This is a genomic window from Bacillus sp. L_1B0_5, from assembly GCF_000836715.1.
Lineage (GTDB): Bacteria > Bacillota > Bacilli > Bacillales > Bacillaceae_G > Bacillus_A > Bacillus_A thuringiensis_S.
The window spans coordinates 24499-43210 of the sequence record NZ_JXIS01000063.1; the positions used below are offsets into that span (position 1 = coordinate 24499).

The window sequence follows — 18712 nt, forward strand, 5'->3', positions numbered from 1 at the left end:
CGTGCATATATTAAGATGGAACTAGGCGAATAAGGTAATAATAACAAGTAGGTATTTTATGGGAAAGGATCGATGAAAATGAAAACGCAAATTGTCATCAATGCCAAAATTTACACAGGTCAAGAAATAGTGGAAAACGGATTTATCCGTTACGCAGAAACCATTAAAGAAATTGGTTTGATGGCTCAATATGTACCACAAGAAAATGAAACTGTTTTTGATGCTACAGGGAAGATTGTAATTCCAGGTATGATCGATGTTCATATTCATGGTGGATACGATATTGATGCGATGGATGCAAATAGCGATGGGTTAGTAACTCTAGGTAAAGAAATGTTAAAAGAAGGGGTTACAACTTACTTCCCAACAACAATGACACAAGCTCCAGAGGCAATTGAAGCAGCGCTAACCGCTGCGAAAGAAGCAAAAGAAAAAGGAGCACATTTCGAATATATTCACTTAGAAGGACCTTATGTTTCAAAGAAACGTGCAGGTGCACAACCACTTGAACATATCGTTCCTGCAAATATTGAGCAATTTAAACAATGGCAAGAAGCAAGTGGGAATTTAATTAAATTAGTAACATATGCACCAGAAGAAGAGGGAGCATTAGAGTTTGAACAATATCTTGCTGAAACTGGTGTAGTTGGCACAATGGGGCATACAGATGCAATTGATGCGCAACTAAAAAATAGAAAGATTACACATGCGACACATTTATACAATCAAATGCGTGGATTACATCACCGTGAGCCAGGAGTTGTTGGTCATGTGTTATTAAATCCAGATGTAATGGTTGAAGTAATTACAGATGGTATTCATATTCACCCTGATATGGTGAAATTAGCATATAAGTTAAAAGGACCGAAAAAAGTAAGTGTTATTACTGACGCAATGCGCGCAAAAGGTCTTGAAGATGGATTATATGAGCTTGGCGGACAGCCAGTACATGTAAAAGATGGTAGTGCTCGATTAGAAGATGGAACGTTAGCTGGTAGTATTCTAAAAATGGATCAAGCTTTCCGAAATGTAATTGAATTTACAGGTTGTTCAATCGAAGATGCAGTACTGATGACATCAGTTAACCAAGCAGAAGAGTTTGGATTAAATAATAAAGGTGCATTATCGGTAGGAAAAGATGCAGACTTTGTTGTGATGAATGAAGATTTACATGTATATGATACGGTTCGTTTAGGAATTCATATGAAGGAAGGGAAGTAATTAAATGAATATTCTTGTTGTAAAAACTCCAGAAGAACTAGCAGAAGCAGGTTATAAATTAATCGAAGAAGTTGTAAAAACAAAAGAAAATCCAACATTAGGAATGGCTACAGGAAGCTCTCCATTAGGTATTTATGCAGAAATGCGAAAAAATAAACTTGATACAAGCCGTGTAACCACTGTAAACTTAGATGAGTACGTAAATTTACCACATGAAGATAAAAACAGCTATCACTATTTCATGCAAGAACAGTTGTTTGATCATCTTCCATTTAAACAAACTTATGTACCAAACGGGATGGCAAGTGATTTAGAGGAAGAGTGCAAACGTTACGAGGGCATTCTAACTGCTAACCCAGTTGACCTACAGATTCTTGGAATCGGTGAAAACGGTCACATCGGATTTAACGAGCCAGGAACACCGTTTAATTCTCCAACGAACATTGTTGAATTAACAGAATCTACACGCCAAGCAAACCTTCGCTTCTTCGAAAAAGAAGAAGATGTGCCAACTCATGCGATTACAATGGGAATTGGAAGCATTATGAAAGCGAAACAAGTTCTACTTGTAGCTATGGGTGCTAAAAAGGCAGAAGCTGTTAAAGAATTATTGCAAGGTGAATATAGTGAAGAGTGTCCGGCAACAGTTTTACAACGTCATCCGAATGTAACCGTAATCGCAGATCAAGAAGCTCTATCTTTATGCAGTGAGGCGATTGCTGATGAACATCGACAAGTATTCACCATTTCCGATCTATTATCAGATTCAAGAGTGGGTGAAACAGCTAATTGAGGACGGCGAATGGAAGCCGGGAGATAAAATCCCATCTGAGAATGAACTTTGTGATAAGTTCGAAGTGAGTCGTATGACAATCAGACAGGCGATTAATAATTTAGTGGAACAAGGCTATTTATATCGGAAGCGTGGAATTGGAACATTTGTCCAACTTCCGAAAGTGGAACAAAAATTGCAAGGAATGACGGGATTCACAGAAGATATGATTTCTCGTGGAATGAACCCAAGTAGTCAATTACTTAGTTTCCGCCTAGTTCCAGCTACTGCTAAAATAGCAGACCGGTTGAGAATACAGGAGGGGGAATCGGTTTATGAAGTGAGGCGTATTCGCTTAGCTGATGATGAACCGATTGCTTTTGAGACGACATATTTGTCGCCAGCTCTTGTAAAAGATATTAACGAAGAGATATTGCAACAATCTTTATATGAACATTTAGAGAAAAAACTGGGCTTTAAACTTGTTAGCGCTACTCAGTCAATTGAAGCTTCTGTTGCGACGGAAAATGAAGCTGAACATCTGCATATTCCTAAAAAGGCGCCTGTACTTGTAATGCGTCAATGGTCATATTCAGAAGGTGAGATACCGCTAGAGTACGTGAAATGTATTTATCGTGGAGATCGTTATAAATTTATTACGAATATCGCACGTAACAAATAGTATATTTCAGTTTGTGAAGTACAGTGGAAATGAAAATGGATAACATGTAAAGAAATAAAAATACGACTCATCCTTATAAGGAATGAGTCGTATTTTTATTATGAGCAATTACGTGGTTAACAGCATCTTTGACGTGATTTACTACATAGTGAGCGTGTTTTTTTACTGCATCATCTGCTTGCGACATAGCAAAACTGTGAGGAGTTAAAGAAAACATAGGAATATCATTGTAAGAATCTCCTATACAAGCAATTTCCTCAGGTTTTATTTGAAACTCATTTAATAAAACAGAAATGGCAGAGCCTTTACTAACATTCGGTGGCATTACATCTAAACATTGTTCTGCTGAGATGAAAGTACTAACTTTCCCGTGGAATTTTTCATCAATTTTTTTCTGAAGGAGTTGCAAGCTCTCCTTTGTTCCACCGACAGAAATTTTATTTGGGAAAATTGTATCATCAATCTTCTGTAGTAAGTTTGGTTCTTCAACAGAAGTCATAGTTACTTGTTGTTCAAGTTCTTGAATAAAAGGTGTTTTCTCTTCAATGTAATAATTATGCTCATCACTTACATAACGGAAATAAGGATTTTCATTCGTCATAGCTAACAAATCGGGAAGTATGCTGGAATCAAAAGTTGCAGATAATAGTTGTTTATTTTCATGTGTATATACAAAAACACCATTTACACTAATGCGATGAAAATTTGTATTTACAGCTTTCATTAAGTCTGCAATTTCATTATCAAGTCTTCCGGAAGCGAAGCAAAGAATAACATTTTGCTCGGCGAGGCTGCGTAGTGCCGCAACATCTTGTTCATCAATAAGACCTCCGTGTTGCATCATTGTACCATCGATATCACTTACAAACATTTTAATCATGCTGTTATCTCCTTTCTATGTACAGTTGCTCTTACATTATACGCATCATATATAAACATGTCTAAAAAATGAATTTTTATTAAATGGCAGATGTTTTACATTGACGACAAAGAAGAATATTCTGTAACATAAAAGTAGGCTATTTAAGTACGAGGGTGGTGTTATATGAATAATTATCTAGAAATTAAAAAAGTTTTAAATAATAATGTCATCATTGCTAGCCATCCTGAACACGAGGAAGTAGTAGTGATTGGTAAAGGAATTGGATTTGGGAAAAAAGCGAAAGATGTATTGGAGCAAGAACAAATCGAAAAAATGTTTGTCTTAAAAAATGAACGTGATCGTGAACAATATAAATTATTAGTGCCGCATGTTAGTGAAAAATTAATTGAATTGATGAACGATATTATGCTGTACATTCAAGAAAAAGCGAAATCTCCACTAAATGAACATATTCATATTGCGTTAACAGATCATATTTCATTTGCAATTAAAAGGTTAAAACAAGGACTTACAATTGATAATCCTTTTTTAGTTGAAACAAAAATGCTCTATCCAGAGGAATATGAAATTGCGGAAGGTGTTGTAGAACTTTTAAATTCTCGTTTGCAAATTACATTGCCAGAAGGAGAAATTGGTTTTATTGCACTTCACATTTACAGTTCGCTTACAAATTCTGATTTATCTTCAGTTAATCAAAACTCCCGTCTCATTGCACAACTTGTATCTTTAATTGAGACAAACTTACAAATTACATTAGATCAAGAGAGCATTCATTATTTACGCCTTATTCGTCATCTTCAATATGCTATTGAGAGGGTGAAAAAAGGAGAAAAAGTAGAAGAATCGCAAAGTTTTGCTGATTTACTAAAGGCGGAGTATCCAGTTTGCTATAACGTAGCTTGGAAGCTAGTCAAGGTCATGCAAAAAGAGTTGCAACTACCTGTATATGAAGCTGAAAGTATTTATTTAACGATGCACTTGCAACGCTTAGTAAAGGCAGAGCATGTGTAATAAGTCATATATTTTTGTCTAAAATGAAAACGTTAAAAAAAATGATTGAATCGCTTACAATAGTTATGTATAATAACTATTGCAAAGTTATACAAATTTCGACAAACACATTAAGGTGAGTAACGAAAACGTTTGCCTTAATTATAGTGAACTTATACGTAAACCTATTTTTGACACGTGTTACTGATTCGATCAGGCATGAGTGGAGAAAAGTAAGGAATGTAAGCTAGAGAAAGGGATATACTACCCTTTGTATAGCTATCGTTCTATCTTTTTTTCCTCATGTCTTTTTGGCGTTTGTCGGAAGGTATCAATATAGATAAGAGAGGAAGGGTTTCCATGTTTAAGAAGATCTTTGGTGTTCTTCAAAAAGTCGGAAAAGCGTTAATGCTTCCAGTAGCGATTTTACCGGCGGCAGGTATTTTACTTGGATTTGGTAATGCATTTCAAAATCCACAGTTAACAAATGTTATTCCTGCTTTAAAAGCAGATTGGTTCGTAATGGTTGCAAAAATTATGGAACAATCTGGTGATATTATTTTCGCTAACCTTGCATTATTATTCGCAGTTGGGGTAGCAATTGGTTTAGCTGGTGGAGATGGAGTAGCTGGTTTAGCAGCATTCGTCGGCTACTTAATTATGAACAAAACGATGAGTGTGTTCTTAGAAGTAGATAAGCTAGTGAAAGTAACAAGTTCTGGAGCAGACCCAGTAAAAATTGGATTTGCAGATCCAGCGTATGCAAACGTATTAGGTATTCCAACGCTACAAACAGGGGTATTTGGTGGTATTATCGTCGGTATAGTAGCGGCATATTGCTATAATAAATACTTCAACATTGAATTACCATCATACTTAGGTTTCTTTGCAGGTAAGCGTTTCGTACCGATCGCAACTGCAACATTCTCTTTAATAGTAGGTATTATCATGTGCTTCGTTTGGCCATACATTCAAGGTGGCTTAAACACGTTCTCACATCAAATGATTGATGCAAATAGAACAATCGCAGCATTTATATTCGGTTTAATTGAACGTTCATTAATTCCATTTGGACTACATCACATTTTCTATTCACCGTTCTGGTTCGAATTCGGTCAGTATACAAATGCAGCTGGCGAATTAATCCGTGGTGACCAAAAAATCTTTATGGCACAGTTGAAAGACGGTGTAGAATTAACAGCAGGTACATTTACAACTGGTAAGTATCCGTTCATGATGTTCGGTCTTCCAGCAGCAGCTTTAGCAATGTACCATGAAGCACGTCCAGAAAATAAAAAATTAGCAGCAGGTATTTTAGGTTCTGCAGCATTAACATCTTTCTTAACAGGTATTACAGAGCCACTTGAATTTTCATTCTTATTCGTAGCGCCAGTATTATTCGGAATTCACGCTGTATTTGCTGGTCTATCATTTATGACAATGCAAATTTTAGGTGTTAAAATTGGTATGACATTCTCTGGTGGTTTAATTGACTTCTTATTATTCGGTGTACTACCAGGCCGTACAGCATGGTGGTGGGTAATTATTGTTGGTCTTGTACTAGCAGTTATTTACTACTTCGGATTCCGCTTTGCAATCCGTAAATGGAATCTAAAAACACCTGGTCGTGAAGAGGCAAATGCAAATGACGGTGCAGGAAAAACAGAAGCAGGCGAACTTCCTCGTGAAGTATTAGTAGCACTTGGTGGTAAAGAAAACATTGCTTCTTTAGATGCTTGTATTACTCGTTTACGTGTTCAAGTTAACGAACAAAAGAATGTAAATAAAGACCGCTTAAAAGAACTTGGAGCAGCTGGTGTACTTGAAGTTGGAAATAACATTCAAGCTATTTTCGGACCGAAATCTGACACATTAAAATCACAAATTCATGATATAATGTCAGGTCGTACACCTCATGTTGAAAAAGAAGAACCTGTAAAAGTGGAAGAAACTCCTCAAAAAGTTGATGAAAATGAAACAATTGTATCACCAATTGAAGGGAAAATCTTACCAATTACAGAAGTACCTGACCAAGTATTCTCAGGAAAAATGATGGGAGACGGATTTGCAATTGAGCCAACTGAAGGAACAGTAGTTTCTCCAGTTAACGGTGAAATTGTCAATGTATTCCCTACAAAACATGCGATTGGTATTCAATCTGAAGGTGGAAAAGAAATTTTAATCCACTTTGGTATTGATACTGTAAAATTAAATGGTGAAGGATTCGAGGCACTTGTAGCACAAGGTGATAAAGTGAAGCAAGGCCAACCGTTATTAAAAGTAGATCTTGCATTTGTAAAAGGAAATGCACCATCTATCATTACACCAATTGTATTTACAAACTTACAACAAGGGCAACAAGTCGAATTGAAAAAAGATGGAAATGTTAAGAAGGGCGAAACCGCTATTATTGACATTCAGTAGGAATTTGACGCAAAATGTTTATAATTATAATAGGCGATGTGGTTGACCGAACATCGCCTATTATATACAATAGATGATGTAGTACTCACGTCTATACAACTAAAAAAAACTGTAATTTAAAGGAGATAAATTATCATGGAAAAAATCTTTAAAGTAACTAGCGACTCAGGAATTCATGCTCGTCCAGCAACTCTACTTGTAAACACTGCAAGCAAATTCGGTTCTGACATTAACTTAGAGTATAACGGAAAGAACGTTAACTTAAAATCAATCATGGGCGTTATGTCTTTAGGCATTCAACAAAACGCAGAAATTAAAATCACTGCAAATGGTGATGATGCAGCTCAAGCACTAGCAGCTATCGAAGAAACTATGAAAAACGAAGGATTAGGAGAATAATGACTCTTAACATTCAAGGGATCGCTGCATCAAGTGGGATTGCTATTGCAAAGGCTTTCAGACTTGAAAATCCTGAATTTAACATCGAAAAGAAATCAATTACAAACGAAGCTGCAGAAATTGCACGCTTAGACGCTGCGCTTGAGAAAGCAAAAACTGAATTAGAAGCTATTAAGGACCACGCATTTGCTGAGCTAGGTGCTGACAAAGCTGCGATCTTTGAAGCACATTTATTAGTGTTAAATGATCCAGAACTAGTAAACCCAGTAAAAGATAAAGTAAATAGCGAAAAAGTAAATGCTGAATTTGCAATGGATGAAGTTGCATCAATGTTTATTTCTATGTTTGAAAACATGGATAACGAATATATGAAAGAACGTGCTGCGGACATTCGTGACGTAACAAAACGCGTTCTTGCACATTTACTAGGGATTAACTTCTCAAATCCTGGTACAATTTCTGAAGAGGTAATCATTATTGCTGAAGATTTAACACCATCTGATACAGCTCAGTTAAACCGTAAGTATGCAAAAGGTTTCACTACTGATATCGGTGGACGTACATCTCACTCTGCAATTATGGCTCGCTCTATGGAAATTCCAGCTGTTGTTGGTACGAAAGTTGTTATGGAGAAAATCCAAAACGGCGATATCGTTATCATTGACGGTTTAGATGGAGAAGTAATTGTAAACCCATCAGAAGAAACACTTCGTTCGTTTGAAGAAAAGAAAGCGAAATTTGAAGAGCAAAAAACTGAATGGGCAAAATTAAAAGACCAAGCTACTGTAACAAGTGATGGACATCATGTTGAGCTTGTTGCAAATATCGGAACACCAAATGATGTACAAGGTATTATCGATAATGGCGGAGAAGGCGTTGGCTTATACCGTACAGAATTCTTATACATGGGTCGTGACAATCTTCCAACAGAAGAAGAGCAGTTCGAAGCGTATAAAGCAGTTCTTGAAGGTGTAAAAGAAGGTCAACCAGTCGTTGTTCGTACACTTGACATCGGTGGAGATAAAGAGCTTCCATACTTACATTTACCAAAAGAAATGAACCCATTCTTAGGATACCGTGCAATTCGCTTATGTCTTGATGAGCAAGATGTGTTCCGTACACAACTTCGTGCATTACTTCGTGCTAGCGTATACGGTAACTTAAAAATTATGTTCCCAATGATTGCAACTCTTGATGAGTTCCGTCAAGCAAAAGCAATTTTATTAGAAGAGAAAGCGAAACTTGTAGAAGCGGGTACAACTGTTTCTGATTCTATTGAAGTTGGTATGATGGTTGAAATCCCAGCTTCAGCAGTATTAGCAGATCAATTCGCGAAAGAAGTTGACTTCTTCTCTATCGGAACAAATGATTTAATCCAATACACAATGGCTGCAGACCGTATGAACGAACAAGTATCATACTTATACCAACCATATAACCCATCTATTTTACGTCTTGTAAAAATGGTTATCGATGCTGCTCATAAAGAAGGCAAATGGGCTGGTATGTGTGGTGAGATGGCAGGCGATTCACTTGCTATCCCATTATTATTAGGATTAGGTTTAGATGAGTTCAGTATGAGTGCAACATCTATTCTTCCTGCAAGAACACAACTAAGCAAGTTGTCAAAAGCAGAAATGGAAACATTAGCAGAAAAAGCATTAATGATGTCAACTGCTGAAGAAGTTGTTGAACTAGTTAAAAGCATATAATCAATAAAAAAACCTGAGTCGATTTGAAATCGGTCTCAGGTTTTTTCTATGAGAAAAGTAAATCATATTTGCTTACTATCGAGGATAAGAGACAGAATTAGATAGCGATTGCAACGATATCAGTTGGGCATACACGTAAAATACCAGTAAAAGTATTTCGATTTTGATTGTTCTTATCGTCTTTATTGTTATCTTTATCATTGTTATTACGAGCTAAAGCAGAGAAAAGAGCAACACCGTTAGCGAAACCTTCAAAAATTACATTGTTGAAAGTGCCGTTACCTCTAATGCTTAAAAGAGAAAGCTCTGTTCCAACTGAAATGCTAGCAAGTACGTTACATACAGCTGGTTGTTGTGGTCTAACCACTTCTTTCTCTTTCTCTTTCTCATGATGTCTGCACTCTCTTTCATGATGATGACAGTCTCTAAAGTTATCACAGCATCCAAATGATCCAAACATAATCCTCATCACCCCCTTCACACTTATAATCTATGTAAGTTCGGTAGTGAGTGACTGGACAGAGAGTGGAATTTTTTCTAGGGGATTTTCTCATTTTAAATGACTAGCTGGGTGTTTAGTATGGAATGATGTTTAAAATAGGGGGAATATAACAAAAAATGTAAAAACCACCGAAATAAATGAAATGGGTAGCCTTTACACTTTTTTACTTTTATATAAAACGATGATATATACAGGAAGAGCTAGGAGTAGTGGTACAATGGATCGTGCAGTATGTTTTTCTGATTCTAATTGGAACGCTTCTTCTTTTGGGAATTGTAAAATGGAGATGTTTGCGGCATCACCAATAAAATATAGAAGCAGTACAGTTACTATGTAACATAAAAGTGCGATAAAGCTTCCGTATGAACTCAATGAAAATCCCTCTCTTGTTATCTATTTGTTATCATTGTATCATAATTGTAACAAAAACACACGGGTATATTTCAATACCTAAACAAAATTCGACACAAAACGTCACGTTTATTTATGATAAGGGAATAGAATATACTTTTCCATAAGTATAAATGTCGAATGATTTGTAGTAATATTACAAAAGTATGACAAGAAATAAAAAAACGAAGGCAATGTAGTTACCTTCGTTTTTTATTATTTTGCCCACTCACTCACTTGCTCTACGCTCATACGAGGTGCAGGATGGCCTTTTAAAGTTGATTCACCAATTGTAATAAGCATAATTGGAACGTAACGAGATGAAACGTTAAATTCGTCTGTCAGTGCTTGTGGATTGAAGCCACCAATAGCACAAGTATCCCAACCAGTTGCTTTAGCTGCAAGCATAAGTTGCATTGCTGCTAAAGATGCATTTGAAAAGGCAGCATCTCTTGGGAATTGTTCACGAGCATATGCAGATTCAATATTTTTAGCTAAGCGTTCTTTTGCTTCTTCTTTCATAAATCCTTGTTCTACAATTGGACCATATACTGGCTCAACATTTTTATAAGCTTCTAAATCACCTAAAATAGCGACTACTGCAGAAGCATCAAGAATTTGTTGTTGGTTATAGGCTATTGGGTGTAATCGTTTTTGTACATCTTCACCTTGAAAAACAAGGAATTTCCAGTGTTGCAAGTTCCAAGCGGAAGGTGCTTGTGCTGCGGCTTTTAAAATCTCATGTAATTCTGTAGATGAGATTTCTTTATTTGGGTTGAATGCACGTGTAGATGTGCGTTCATATAGAACGTTAAAAAAGTTGTCGTTTGTCATTATATATCCTCCAAATTGTATATAAAATTATCAGGAAAACGCAATGTATATTACTTACATTTTGTAAGTTATCGAATTTAAGAATATAATATCTTTATTTTAATTGTCAAGTTTTAAGAAATAAGCTAGGGCATTCATACAAACGATATAATTCCTATAATCATACACTAAAAAAGGAATTTATAGAGTGAAAAGGGAAGATAACATTCTCAATTAGCTTGTTAATATGTATCTCTCACAAATTAAAGTTTATTGGAGAACAGCCTTTTAAAAATGTTTGTGAGGAATTCAGTAGAACAAGATATATGAAGTGAGTGAAGACTAGTGATGAACATACTACATTTTTTATTAGAGAATACGGTTTTCCAAAATGTGTTACAAGATCTGCAGTTAAATGTCCTTTATATAGAAAATGGATGTAAACACCAACAAACGATAGAAAATATCCATCCAAAATGTATGTTTATAGCAAATAGTTTTGAAGAGGGCGAACTATTATTTCAAAGAACGAAACCACACATTATAATTATGTATGTAACAGAATATTCTCAAATAAAATATATTAAGAATATGTATACCCAGCAAAGTACATTCATTGTCATTTGGGATCAACAAATAACAAAAGAATTTACAGATGTACTTGCATTAGGAATACGTAATATTGTAATAGCTCCTGTAACTCCGCAAGCAGTGTTAGAAGAAGTGAATAAGAGTTTGTATCAACTTTCTTTAGTAAGGCAAGTTAGTTTGCAGCAGGAACTGCTTCAAACGATGTTTGATTTTCAAAATGATTTATTATTTATAGTAGAAGATGATGAGATTGTTGATTGTAATACAAATTTTTTAACGTTTTTCGGATATGAAGATTTGTTTGCCTATCGTGAGCAACATTTAGTATTTGCTGAACATTTTATTAGAGAAAATGGATACTACTCGACGACGCATGATATAACATGGCTAGACGATACTTTATCAAGTGGTAGAAGAATTAAGATGTCAAATTATGAAGGGGCAGTATCTACTTTTCTATTACGTGCGACACCATTGCCAGAAGATTTATCAAGATTTATTGTAAAGTGCACGGAAATTACAGAATTAGATGAAATCTATCAAGAGCAAGAAAGACTTGCTATGGTAGATTCATTGACAGAGATTTATAATCGTTTAAAGTTTCAACAAATACTAGAGGTAGAGTGGGAAAAGGTAATACGTAGTGATGAGAAAATAGCAATTATTTTATTTGATATAGATAATTTTAAAACAGTTAATGACACATATGGTCATGATTTTGGTGATTTGGCATTAATACAACTTGCAGAGCTTATGAAATCTAAAGTGGAGCAGCAACATGTATTTGCAAGATGGGGAGGAGAAGAATTCATTATATTAGTGACAAATACAGTAGAAAAGGAAGCATTTCAAGTTGCGGAGTCATTACGATTCTTCATTGAAACAAAGCAATTCACTGGAATTTCGAAGTTAACAGCTAGCTTTGGAGTTGCGTTATATGAACAAGGAACTACAAGAGAAGAATTAATGCAACGAGCGGACATTGCATTATATGAAGCGAAAAAAAATGGCAAGAATCAAGTATGTGTGTATAGAAAAGAAAAAATGTAATTTTTCGCAACAAATTGTTGCGATTTTTTTTTATTGTTTGATAATAGAATAGGGGGACAATTTTTAGCGAAGGAATTATGGAGGATCAATATGATAAAAAAAGTAATGATAATGGCTTCACTGTCTGTTATAGTTGGCGGCGGAGTATACTATTTTCTTGTTAGCCCTAATATAAAGGAAAACACTGTATTAACAACTAAAGTGAATCCTACTATTGAATCGGAAGTACAAGGGAATATAGAAGAAAAAGAAGAGCAACAAATTGATTATGCTAGCATATCTCAAAAATTAGATCAATATTTAGTCGGAAAGCAATTCAATGGAACAGTTTTGGTAACAGATAAAGAGCGTGTTATATTGAATAAAGGATATGGGTATGCTGATGTTCAAAATAAAATAGAAAATACACCTCAAACAAAATATCGTATCGGTTCTATTACGAAAACAGTTGTTGCCACATCTATTTTACAGTTGCAAGAACAAGGGAAATTGAATATTCAAGATAATGTAAATAAATATATTCCTTCATTTCCGGAGAATAAAAATATTACGCTATATCATTTATTAACACATACCTCTGGTTTACCTGAACACGCAAAAGGCAATGTGAATGCTGCTTCCCGTTTACAGTTAATTAATTGGATTGGACGTCAAAATTTAGAATTTCCTGCAGGAACAGGTTGGAGATATACAGATTATAATTATATGGTGCTTGCTTATATAATAGAACATATATCGAAAAAACCTTTAGGAGATTACATAAAAGAAAACATATTTGTAAAAGCAGATATGCATGAATCCGGTATGGGAAATATGGTACCTGGAGATAAAAATTTTACAAAGGGTTATGTGAAAAAAGATCAAGAACTTGTACCAGCGCAGAAGTTAGGCATGGATTGGCTATATGGTTGCGGTGAGATGTATACGACAGTTGGAGATATGAAGAAGTTAGACGAAGCAATTATAAATGGAAAACTTCTTTCTGAACAAAGTATACAAGCAATGTTTTCGCCTTCAGCAGAACGGAAATATGCATTTAGTTTTTATATATATCCAGATTATTTTCATAATCATGGTGTATTATCTGGTTGGAACACTTTCAATAATTTTAATAAAGAAAAAGGGATTTTTGTTATGTTATTTTCAAATGTGAAAAATAGTATGGATGATGACTTTAATAAAGAGTTTCGAAAGATGGTAAATGATTTATTAGAACAAAGGGGATGAGAAAATGGAACATAAAACTTTATCAATAGGTTTCATTGGTATTGGCGTAATGGGAAAAAGTATGGCTTATCACTTAATGCAAGATGGTCATAAAGTATATGTATATAATAGAACGAAAGCAAAAACAGATTCTTTAGTGCAAGATGGTGCACAATGGTGTGATACGCCAAAAGAGTTAGTGAAGCAAGTTGATGTTGTAATGACAATGGTTGGATATCCACATGATGTAGAAGAAGTGTATTTTGGTATAGAAGGAATTATAGAACATGCAAAAGAAGGTACGATAGCAATTGACTTTACGACATCTACACCTACTTTAGCAAAACGTATTAATGAAGTTGCAAAAAGCAAAAATATATATACGTTAGATGCACCTGTCTCAGGAGGAGATGTTGGTGCGAAAGAAGCAAAACTCGCAATTATGGTAGGTGGAGAGAAAGAAATATATGATAGATGCTTACCTTTACTTGAAAAGTTAGGAACAAACATTCAATTACAAGGACCAGCTGGGAGTGGACAACATACAAAAATGTGCAATCAAATTGCGATTGCTTCCAATATGATTGGAGTATGTGAGGCTGTTGCTTACGCGAAGAAGGCTGGATTGAATCCAGATAAAGTGTTAGAGAGTATTTCAACAGGGGCAGCAGGTAGCTGGTCATTAAGTAATTTAGCTCCTCGAATGTTAAAAGGAGACTTTGAGCCAGGATTTTATGTGAAGCATTTTATGAAAGATATGAAAATTGCTTTAGAGGAAGCAGAAAAATTACAATTACCAGTCCCGGGCTTAAGTTTGGCGAAAGAATTGTATGAAGAGTTAATTAAGGATGGCGAAGAAAATAGTGGAACACAAGTATTATATAAAAAATATATAAGGGGGTAAACGAGGTGGACCTTCAAAAGTTTGATGAGATGATTGATACTGTACAGCGAGCTACTTGTATGAAAATTAATGAAAAACAAAAAGGAGCTTTTAAACAAAAATATGATTTTGAACCAGAATTTGAATATGGAAGAGATGAGAAAGGGCATTATGTAATTCGAACCTCTAAAAAGATGTTAGAAGAAATGGAATTTTATTTGGCATTGAAATATGATCGTGATGGAGTGGATCTTTATATGCAAGCTGAGATTGACGGTATATTTCATGTATCTGTTAGCTATGGTGAAGATGCCCTACATCTACAAGAATTGTTTCAATTTCTAGAAGAAAATAAATAAAAGTCCTCATTTGAGGACTTTTATTTATTTAGTCATCTTTAATTTTTATAATTATAAGTTAGAAGCGCGGCGGCATCGTTCAACCGGGAATGGGATAATTTGTGCGATGTGATTAGGACCAAATTGTTTTGTACGAGCATGGCGTATTATATAAAAAGCACACAGAATTGAAACAGGAATAGCGCCGAATAAACCAAACAATAAAGCGCTTACACAAGATGCGACAAATCCTAAAACACCAATTTCTAACTCTTCCATAATAGCTCCTAAAATAACAGGAAATGCTCCACATGTAACTCCAAGTATAAGTGCGATAAGTAAGCTCATGATTATCCCCCTCTGTTTGCGATATTATTTTCCTTCTTAGTTAATTGTAGTATATCACATACAAAACAGAATTTTCAGAAAAAATTCAATAAATGTTCAAAAAATGTTCGAAAAATACACTTGAAAAATCAAGACGTTAAATTTGTGGTGAAATGGTACTTTTGAGTAAATAAAAAATCAGGCTTATTTCAAAAGTGAAATAAGCCTGTTCCATAGGAGGATGTATATATGTAGAGTGAATAAAAGTTTGGAAAAGGGGGTCCAAGTCCTTTTATTCAACTAACTACCTTAATAGATTGGAACCCAGCCTTCAGTTGTCACAAAAATACGAATAGCTACAACTTGACGATCATCTTGCAAGGTAAAATAATGTCTTGCATTTTCAGGAACAGATATTAGATCGCCTGGCTCAAGTTCAACATCAAAGAATTTCCCATCTTTGCCTTCAATAGCGAAAATGCCATGACCACTGACGATAAAGCGAACTTCGTCGTCTGTATGATGATGTTCTTTTTGGAAATTAATTAATAATTCGTCAAGGTTAGGTGTGCTATTTGAAAGTGAAATTACATCATATGCTTTATAACCTCGACGTGCTGAAACATCAGCAATTTCTTTTGAAAAAACAGCTAATATTTCAGCTTTGTTTTCATCTGTTAAAGAATAATTTTCATTTAAATGAGTAGGAAGTTTAGAAATATTCCATTTCTCATATAAAACGCCTTCCTCTTGTAGAAATTTAGATACTTCTACTTCATTTTCAATACGAGTATTTACTTCATGAATACGAATTTGCGCCATTAGAAACGCCTCCTTGAATTGATAATAGTTTTATATGAAATTGGAATAAAAACTCATAAGCTTCTAATCTCTTCTTTGCATCAAAGCTATCTCGGCCCCATACGGTAATACCGTGGTTACGGATTAATACCGCTCCCGAATCACCTTGTATATGCTTTCGGAAGTTTTCTCCAAGCGTTGGGATATGGGCATGGTTTTCGATAATAGGAATGTGAATTGTTGCACCTTCTTCCCAAATATCGAGAGCTTTAATAATTTCTTGATTTTGAAGGGTAACTGCATCACTATATAAATTTGTAATGACATTATTATCAGTTGTATGAACATGAAGTACGCACCCAGCATTCGTATTGTTATAAATATGTGTATGCAATATTGTTTCTGCTGAAGGGCGTAATTCAGTCTCTAAAACGGGAACTCCTACATGATCTACTAATAGAAAATCATCTGGAGTGGTTTTTGTTTTATCTTTACCGCTTGCTGTAATGAGAAAAGTAAGTGGCTCATGACTAACTTTTATAGAAATATTACCACTTGTTGCTGGGAACCAATTTCGAGTTGTTAATTCTTTTTTTATCTCGCTCAAGTCATACCACTGACGAAAAAGTTGTTTCATGCCCTCACCTCCAACAAAAGTTTTAATTCAGCTTGCACATCTTGAAATGTTTCAAACGGTGTATAAGCAATATGATTTTCTTCGCACTTTGTAATAAGAAAGTCGCGAGCGAATACTTTATCAGCTTGTTTCGCAGCTTGTAAATCAGTAATAGAATCACCAATTACAATATGAAAGTCATTTGTATCACTTAATTTACGAATTAATGATGATTTACATAATCCGCAATAATTTTGACAATGATCATCACAAGAATGAGGCCATTTAACTGTAATGAACTCTTTTGAAAAGTCTGTTTCATTACAATAAATTTGTTCTTTTGGAATGATCCCTTGTAAGAGTGGATAGACGAAGAAATCCATTCCACCTGATATAACGTAAAAAGAAATGTTATTTTCATTTACAAATTGTATAAATTCATGAAAACCATTACGAATTTCAGCAGTTTCTATTAAAAATTGAATAATTTCATCGTGCAGATGAGTAGGTATTAATCGAAATAATTGAGAAACACCTTCTTGAATAGATAGCTCTTGTGATAAAATTCTATTCTTTACTTCTTCAGCTTCTGGTGGTGCGAATTTTTCCATAATGGACATAATGTTATCATTATTTGTAATCGTGCCATCGAAATCACAAAATACTTGAATACTCATAATTTCACCTCATGAGAGGGATTTCCCCATATTTGTAGTGCACTATGCAAATTTATGTCATCTACTTCATGGAGTGGTTTATTTTGCAAAGTAGCATCAATTGCAGTACGGAAAGCTTTACCACCGCCTTGCGCTCCATTTGGATGTCCATGTATCCCGCCGCCAGCATTAATAACAACATCTTTACCGAAATCTCGTACAATAAAGGGAACGAAACCAGGGTGAATACCAGCAGATGGAACAGAAAAGCTCTTCTTGAAAAATGCATCGTCTTCAGTTAAATATTTTGAGATAGCAAGAGCTTCCTCTTTTTCTAGCGCAACACTTCCGTATGGAGATGGGAATAATGAAAAGTCAGCCCCAGCATAGCGTAGTAGCTTTCCGAGTAATAATGGAGATGAAATTCCATATAACTTAGATGCTGAATAAGCACCACTTACAGCAGGGTGTGCCATAATAGGAACTGGGATTTCATCATCTTCTGCAAGTGATTGTAGTACATCTAGTCCGTAAGCAAATACGTTAAATAATAGAATATCAGCTCCAGCTTGCACTGCACGTTTCGCATTTTCTTTTAAATCAAAAGTTCGTCCTGTTAAATTTACGGCATATAACGTTTTATGTCCGTATGTTTCATATACGGATTGTAAAACTTCTTTTCCAGATACAATGCGTTTCGTAAGTGGTGTTAATGCATTTTCAAATAATATTTCATCATCTTTTACTATATCTACACCACCACTTGCTTGATCACGTAATTGCGTTTTTAAATACCCAATATTTCGTCCAATCATTCCTTTAAAAATACTCATTAAAAGGGGACGATCATGCACTTGTAAAAGGTTTCGAATACCATCTATCCCGAATTTTGGACCAGGAAAATGTTTTTTTAACTCGTCTGAAAAAGTTAAGTCAATTAATTTTACTTCGCCATCAAGGGATAGCTTTCCGAATGTAGTTGTTAAAATCGCTGGTAAGTCTGGACTGAAATTTAATAACGGGTATTCGATTTTAATAATCCCACGTTTTACCTTTTTGCGTAAATATGAATTCGTATGTTCTTGTTCAGCTAATTCCTCAATATGAATGACGTTGCCTTTATGCTGTTTTAATTGTTCTTGTAATAAGTGTGGCAAATGAGTCCAAGAACCAATTGTTAATCCGAGTGCAATTTGTTCCGCCTTTTTTTCTAAGTTATGTGAATCGTCATGAATTAAATACGTCGCTATAATTCCGCTCATTGTTATAACCCCCTAGTTAAATAAAAAAACCTCTCAGCTAAGGAGAGGTTTTTTTACAACCAGCTCCTTATCTGTCAGCATAATGCTGCGAGAATTAGCACCGTGTCTACAATTGTAGATCGGTTGCCGGGCTTCGTCGGGCTCGTCCCTCCACCTGCTCTTGATAAGAAGTATTTAGAAATGTTTAAATTTTT

20 protein-coding genes and 1 riboswitch are annotated in these 18712 nt (G+C 35.0%); of the genes, 11 read left to right on the forward strand and 9 right to left on the reverse strand.

Features of this window, described 5'->3' with window-relative positions; all coding sequences use genetic code 11:
- Nucleotides 1-78 precede the first annotated feature (78 nt).
- Genes nagA through RT27_RS20535 form a run of 3 tightly spaced genes read left to right on the forward strand, consistent with a single transcriptional unit; the run spans nucleotide 79 to nucleotide 2675 of the window.
- The gene (nagA, locus tag RT27_RS20525; RefSeq protein ID WP_016080400.1) at nucleotides 79-1221 is read left to right on the forward strand and encodes an N-acetylglucosamine-6-phosphate deacetylase; all 1143 of its coding nucleotides are present in this window, start codon (nucleotides 79-81) and stop codon (nucleotides 1219-1221) included.
- A gap of 4 nt (nucleotides 1222-1225) precedes the next feature.
- Nucleotides 1226-2014 carry a glucosamine-6-phosphate deaminase gene (nagB, locus tag RT27_RS20530; RefSeq protein WP_016080401.1) on the forward strand — a complete coding sequence of 263 codons (789 nt, stop codon included), beginning with the start codon at nucleotides 1226-1228 and terminating at the stop codon, nucleotides 2012-2014.
- Nucleotides 1944-2675, forward strand: a complete 732-nt coding sequence (locus RT27_RS20535) for a GntR family transcriptional regulator (RefSeq protein ID WP_014894892.1) — start codon at nucleotides 1944-1946, stop codon at nucleotides 2673-2675. The genes nagB and RT27_RS20535 overlap by 71 nt, the downstream gene beginning before the upstream one ends.
- A 73-nt stretch (nucleotides 2676-2748) precedes the next feature.
- Here RT27_RS20535 and RT27_RS20540 read toward each other — a convergent pair whose 3' ends face one another.
- A complete protein-coding gene (locus tag RT27_RS20540) occupies nucleotides 2749-3555 on the reverse strand; it encodes a Cof-type HAD-IIB family hydrolase (protein ID WP_000594250.1) in 807 nt (268 codons plus the stop codon).
- A 165-nt stretch (nucleotides 3556-3720) separates the two neighbouring features.
- Between RT27_RS20540 and glcT the strand changes: the two genes are divergently transcribed.
- The 4 genes from glcT to ptsP all read left to right on the forward strand — a co-directional run bounded on the left by glcT (nucleotide 3721) and on the right by ptsP (nucleotide 9083).
- Nucleotides 3721-4569: a ptsGHI operon transcription antiterminator GlcT gene (gene glcT, locus RT27_RS20545; protein ID WP_001067323.1), complete on the forward strand. Its 849-nt coding sequence runs from the start codon at nucleotides 3721-3723 to the stop codon at nucleotides 4567-4569.
- Between the two features lie 339 nt (nucleotides 4570-4908).
- Nucleotides 4909-6972, forward strand: coding sequence for a PTS glucose transporter subunit IIABC (ptsG, locus tag RT27_RS20550; RefSeq protein WP_016080402.1), 2064 nt, complete (start codon nucleotides 4909-4911; stop codon nucleotides 6970-6972).
- Between the two features lie 135 nt (nucleotides 6973-7107).
- Nucleotides 7108-7371 (forward strand): phosphocarrier protein HPr, encoded by a 264-nt coding sequence (gene ptsH, locus RT27_RS20555; RefSeq protein ID WP_000411080.1) that lies wholly within the window; start codon nucleotides 7108-7110, stop codon nucleotides 7369-7371.
- The gene (gene ptsP / locus RT27_RS20560; RefSeq protein WP_000174216.1) at nucleotides 7371-9083 is read left to right on the forward strand and encodes a phosphoenolpyruvate--protein phosphotransferase; all 1713 of its coding nucleotides are present in this window, start codon (nucleotides 7371-7373) and stop codon (nucleotides 9081-9083) included. Before ptsH ends, ptsP begins: the two co-directional genes overlap by 1 nt.
- Nucleotides 9084-9180: 97 nt before the next feature.
- Here the strand turns inward: ptsP and RT27_RS20565 are convergent, their stop codons facing one another.
- The 3 genes from RT27_RS20565 to RT27_RS20575 form a co-directional block, all read right to left on the reverse strand.
- Nucleotides 9181-9543, reverse strand: a complete 363-nt coding sequence (locus RT27_RS20565; RefSeq protein ID WP_016080403.1) for a DUF3915 domain-containing protein — start codon at nucleotides 9541-9543, stop codon at nucleotides 9181-9183.
- A 195-nt stretch (nucleotides 9544-9738) separates the two neighbouring features.
- Nucleotides 9739-9957: a hypothetical protein gene (locus RT27_RS20570; RefSeq protein WP_000100485.1), complete on the reverse strand. Its 219-nt coding sequence runs from the start codon at nucleotides 9955-9957 to the stop codon at nucleotides 9739-9741.
- A 234-nt stretch (nucleotides 9958-10191) separates the two neighbouring features.
- Nucleotides 10192-10809 (reverse strand): nitroreductase family protein, encoded by a 618-nt coding sequence (locus tag RT27_RS20575; RefSeq protein WP_000180387.1) that lies wholly within the window; start codon nucleotides 10807-10809, stop codon nucleotides 10192-10194.
- 327 nt (nucleotides 10810-11136) lie between these two features.
- Here RT27_RS20575 and RT27_RS20580 point away from each other — a divergent pair, with 327 nt between their 5' ends.
- The 4 genes from RT27_RS20580 (at nucleotide 11137) to RT27_RS20595 (ending at nucleotide 14877) form a co-directional block, all read left to right on the forward strand.
- Nucleotides 11137-12429, forward strand: coding sequence for a GGDEF domain-containing protein (locus RT27_RS20580; RefSeq protein ID WP_029443181.1), 1293 nt, complete (start codon nucleotides 11137-11139; stop codon nucleotides 12427-12429).
- Nucleotides 12430-12519: 90 nt separating this feature from the next.
- On the forward strand, nucleotides 12520-13656 hold the full coding sequence (locus RT27_RS20585; protein ID WP_029443180.1) for a serine hydrolase: 1137 nt from the start codon (nucleotides 12520-12522) through the stop codon (nucleotides 13654-13656).
- A gap of 4 nt (nucleotides 13657-13660) precedes the next feature.
- Complete coding sequence (locus tag RT27_RS20590) at nucleotides 13661-14539, forward strand: NAD(P)-dependent oxidoreductase (RefSeq protein ID WP_016080407.1); 879 nt, start codon at nucleotides 13661-13663, stop codon at nucleotides 14537-14539.
- A 5-nt stretch (nucleotides 14540-14544) separates the two neighbouring features.
- Nucleotides 14545-14877, forward strand: a complete 333-nt coding sequence (locus tag RT27_RS20595; RefSeq protein WP_029443179.1) for a DUF3909 family protein — start codon at nucleotides 14545-14547, stop codon at nucleotides 14875-14877.
- Nucleotides 14878-14928: 51 nt separating this feature from the next.
- Here RT27_RS20595 and RT27_RS20600 read toward each other — a convergent pair whose 3' ends face one another.
- The 5 genes from RT27_RS20600 to mtnW form a co-directional block, all read right to left on the reverse strand.
- Nucleotides 14929-15204 (reverse strand): hypothetical protein, encoded by a 276-nt coding sequence (locus RT27_RS20600; RefSeq protein WP_000054659.1) that lies wholly within the window; start codon nucleotides 15202-15204, stop codon nucleotides 14929-14931.
- A gap of 288 nt (nucleotides 15205-15492) precedes the next feature.
- On the reverse strand, nucleotides 15493-16005 hold the full coding sequence (locus tag RT27_RS20605) for a cupin domain-containing protein (RefSeq protein ID WP_029443178.1): 513 nt from the start codon (nucleotides 16003-16005) through the stop codon (nucleotides 15493-15495).
- On the reverse strand, nucleotides 15983-16621 hold the full coding sequence (locus tag RT27_RS20610) for a methylthioribulose 1-phosphate dehydratase (RefSeq protein ID WP_000811341.1): 639 nt from the start codon (nucleotides 16619-16621) through the stop codon (nucleotides 15983-15985). Before RT27_RS20610 ends, RT27_RS20605 begins: the two co-directional genes overlap by 23 nt.
- Nucleotides 16618-17277, reverse strand: a complete 660-nt coding sequence (locus tag RT27_RS20615; RefSeq protein WP_029443177.1) for a 2-hydroxy-3-keto-5-methylthiopentenyl-1-phosphate phosphatase — start codon at nucleotides 17275-17277, stop codon at nucleotides 16618-16620. Before RT27_RS20615 ends, RT27_RS20610 begins: the two co-directional genes overlap by 4 nt.
- Nucleotides 17274-18518: a 2,3-diketo-5-methylthiopentyl-1-phosphate enolase gene (mtnW, locus tag RT27_RS20620; protein ID WP_029443176.1), complete on the reverse strand. Its 1245-nt coding sequence runs from the start codon at nucleotides 18516-18518 to the stop codon at nucleotides 17274-17276. The genes RT27_RS20615 and mtnW overlap by 4 nt, the downstream gene beginning before the upstream one ends.
- A 64-nt stretch (nucleotides 18519-18582) precedes the next feature.
- Nucleotides 18583-18688, reverse strand: a riboswitch (SAM riboswitch).
- Between the last annotated feature and the right edge of the window lie 24 nt (nucleotides 18689-18712).

Excerpts from the sequence above, each read along its gene's own strand:
- RT27_RS20610 (WP_000811341.1), bottom strand. The coding sequence starts at position 16,621 with ATGAAACAACTTTTTCGTCAGTGGTATGACTTGAGCGAGATAAAAAAA.
- ptsH (WP_000411080.1), top strand. The coding sequence starts at position 7,108 with ATGGAAAAAATCTTTAAAGTAACTAGCGACTCAGGAATTCATGCTCGT.
- RT27_RS20535 (WP_014894892.1), top strand. The coding sequence starts at position 1,944 with ATGAACATCGACAAGTATTCACCATTTCCGATCTATTATCAGATTCAA.
- nagA (WP_016080400.1), top strand. The coding sequence starts at position 79 with ATGAAAACGCAAATTGTCATCAATGCCAAAATTTACACAGGTCAAGAA.
- RT27_RS20585 (WP_029443180.1), top strand. The coding sequence starts at position 12,520 with ATGATAAAAAAAGTAATGATAATGGCTTCACTGTCTGTTATAGTTGGC.
- RT27_RS20540 (WP_000594250.1), bottom strand. The coding sequence starts at position 3,555 with ATGATTAAAATGTTTGTAAGTGATATCGATGGTACAATGATGCAACAC.
- mtnW (WP_029443176.1), bottom strand. The coding sequence starts at position 18,518 with ATGAGCGGAATTATAGCGACGTATTTAATTCATGACGATTCACATAAC.
- RT27_RS20615 (WP_029443177.1), bottom strand. The coding sequence starts at position 17,277 with ATGAGTATTCAAGTATTTTGTGATTTCGATGGCACGATTACAAATAAT.
- RT27_RS20590 (WP_016080407.1), top strand. The coding sequence starts at position 13,661 with ATGGAACATAAAACTTTATCAATAGGTTTCATTGGTATTGGCGTAATG.
- RT27_RS20600 (WP_000054659.1), bottom strand. The coding sequence starts at position 15,204 with ATGAGCTTACTTATCGCACTTATACTTGGAGTTACATGTGGAGCATTT.
- RT27_RS20565 (WP_016080403.1), bottom strand. The coding sequence starts at position 9,543 with ATGTTTGGATCATTTGGATGCTGTGATAACTTTAGAGACTGTCATCAT.
- RT27_RS20575 (WP_000180387.1), bottom strand. The coding sequence starts at position 10,809 with ATGACAAACGACAACTTTTTTAACGTTCTATATGAACGCACATCTACA.
- RT27_RS20580 (WP_029443181.1), top strand. The coding sequence starts at position 11,137 with ATGAACATACTACATTTTTTATTAGAGAATACGGTTTTCCAAAATGTG.
- ptsP (WP_000174216.1), top strand. The coding sequence starts at position 7,371 with ATGACTCTTAACATTCAAGGGATCGCTGCATCAAGTGGGATTGCTATT.
- glcT (WP_001067323.1), top strand. The coding sequence starts at position 3,721 with ATGAATAATTATCTAGAAATTAAAAAAGTTTTAAATAATAATGTCATC.
- RT27_RS20605 (WP_029443178.1), bottom strand. The coding sequence starts at position 16,005 with ATGGCGCAAATTCGTATTCATGAAGTAAATACTCGTATTGAAAATGAA.
- ptsG (WP_016080402.1), top strand. The coding sequence starts at position 4,909 with ATGTTTAAGAAGATCTTTGGTGTTCTTCAAAAAGTCGGAAAAGCGTTA.
- nagB (WP_016080401.1), top strand. The coding sequence starts at position 1,226 with ATGAATATTCTTGTTGTAAAAACTCCAGAAGAACTAGCAGAAGCAGGT.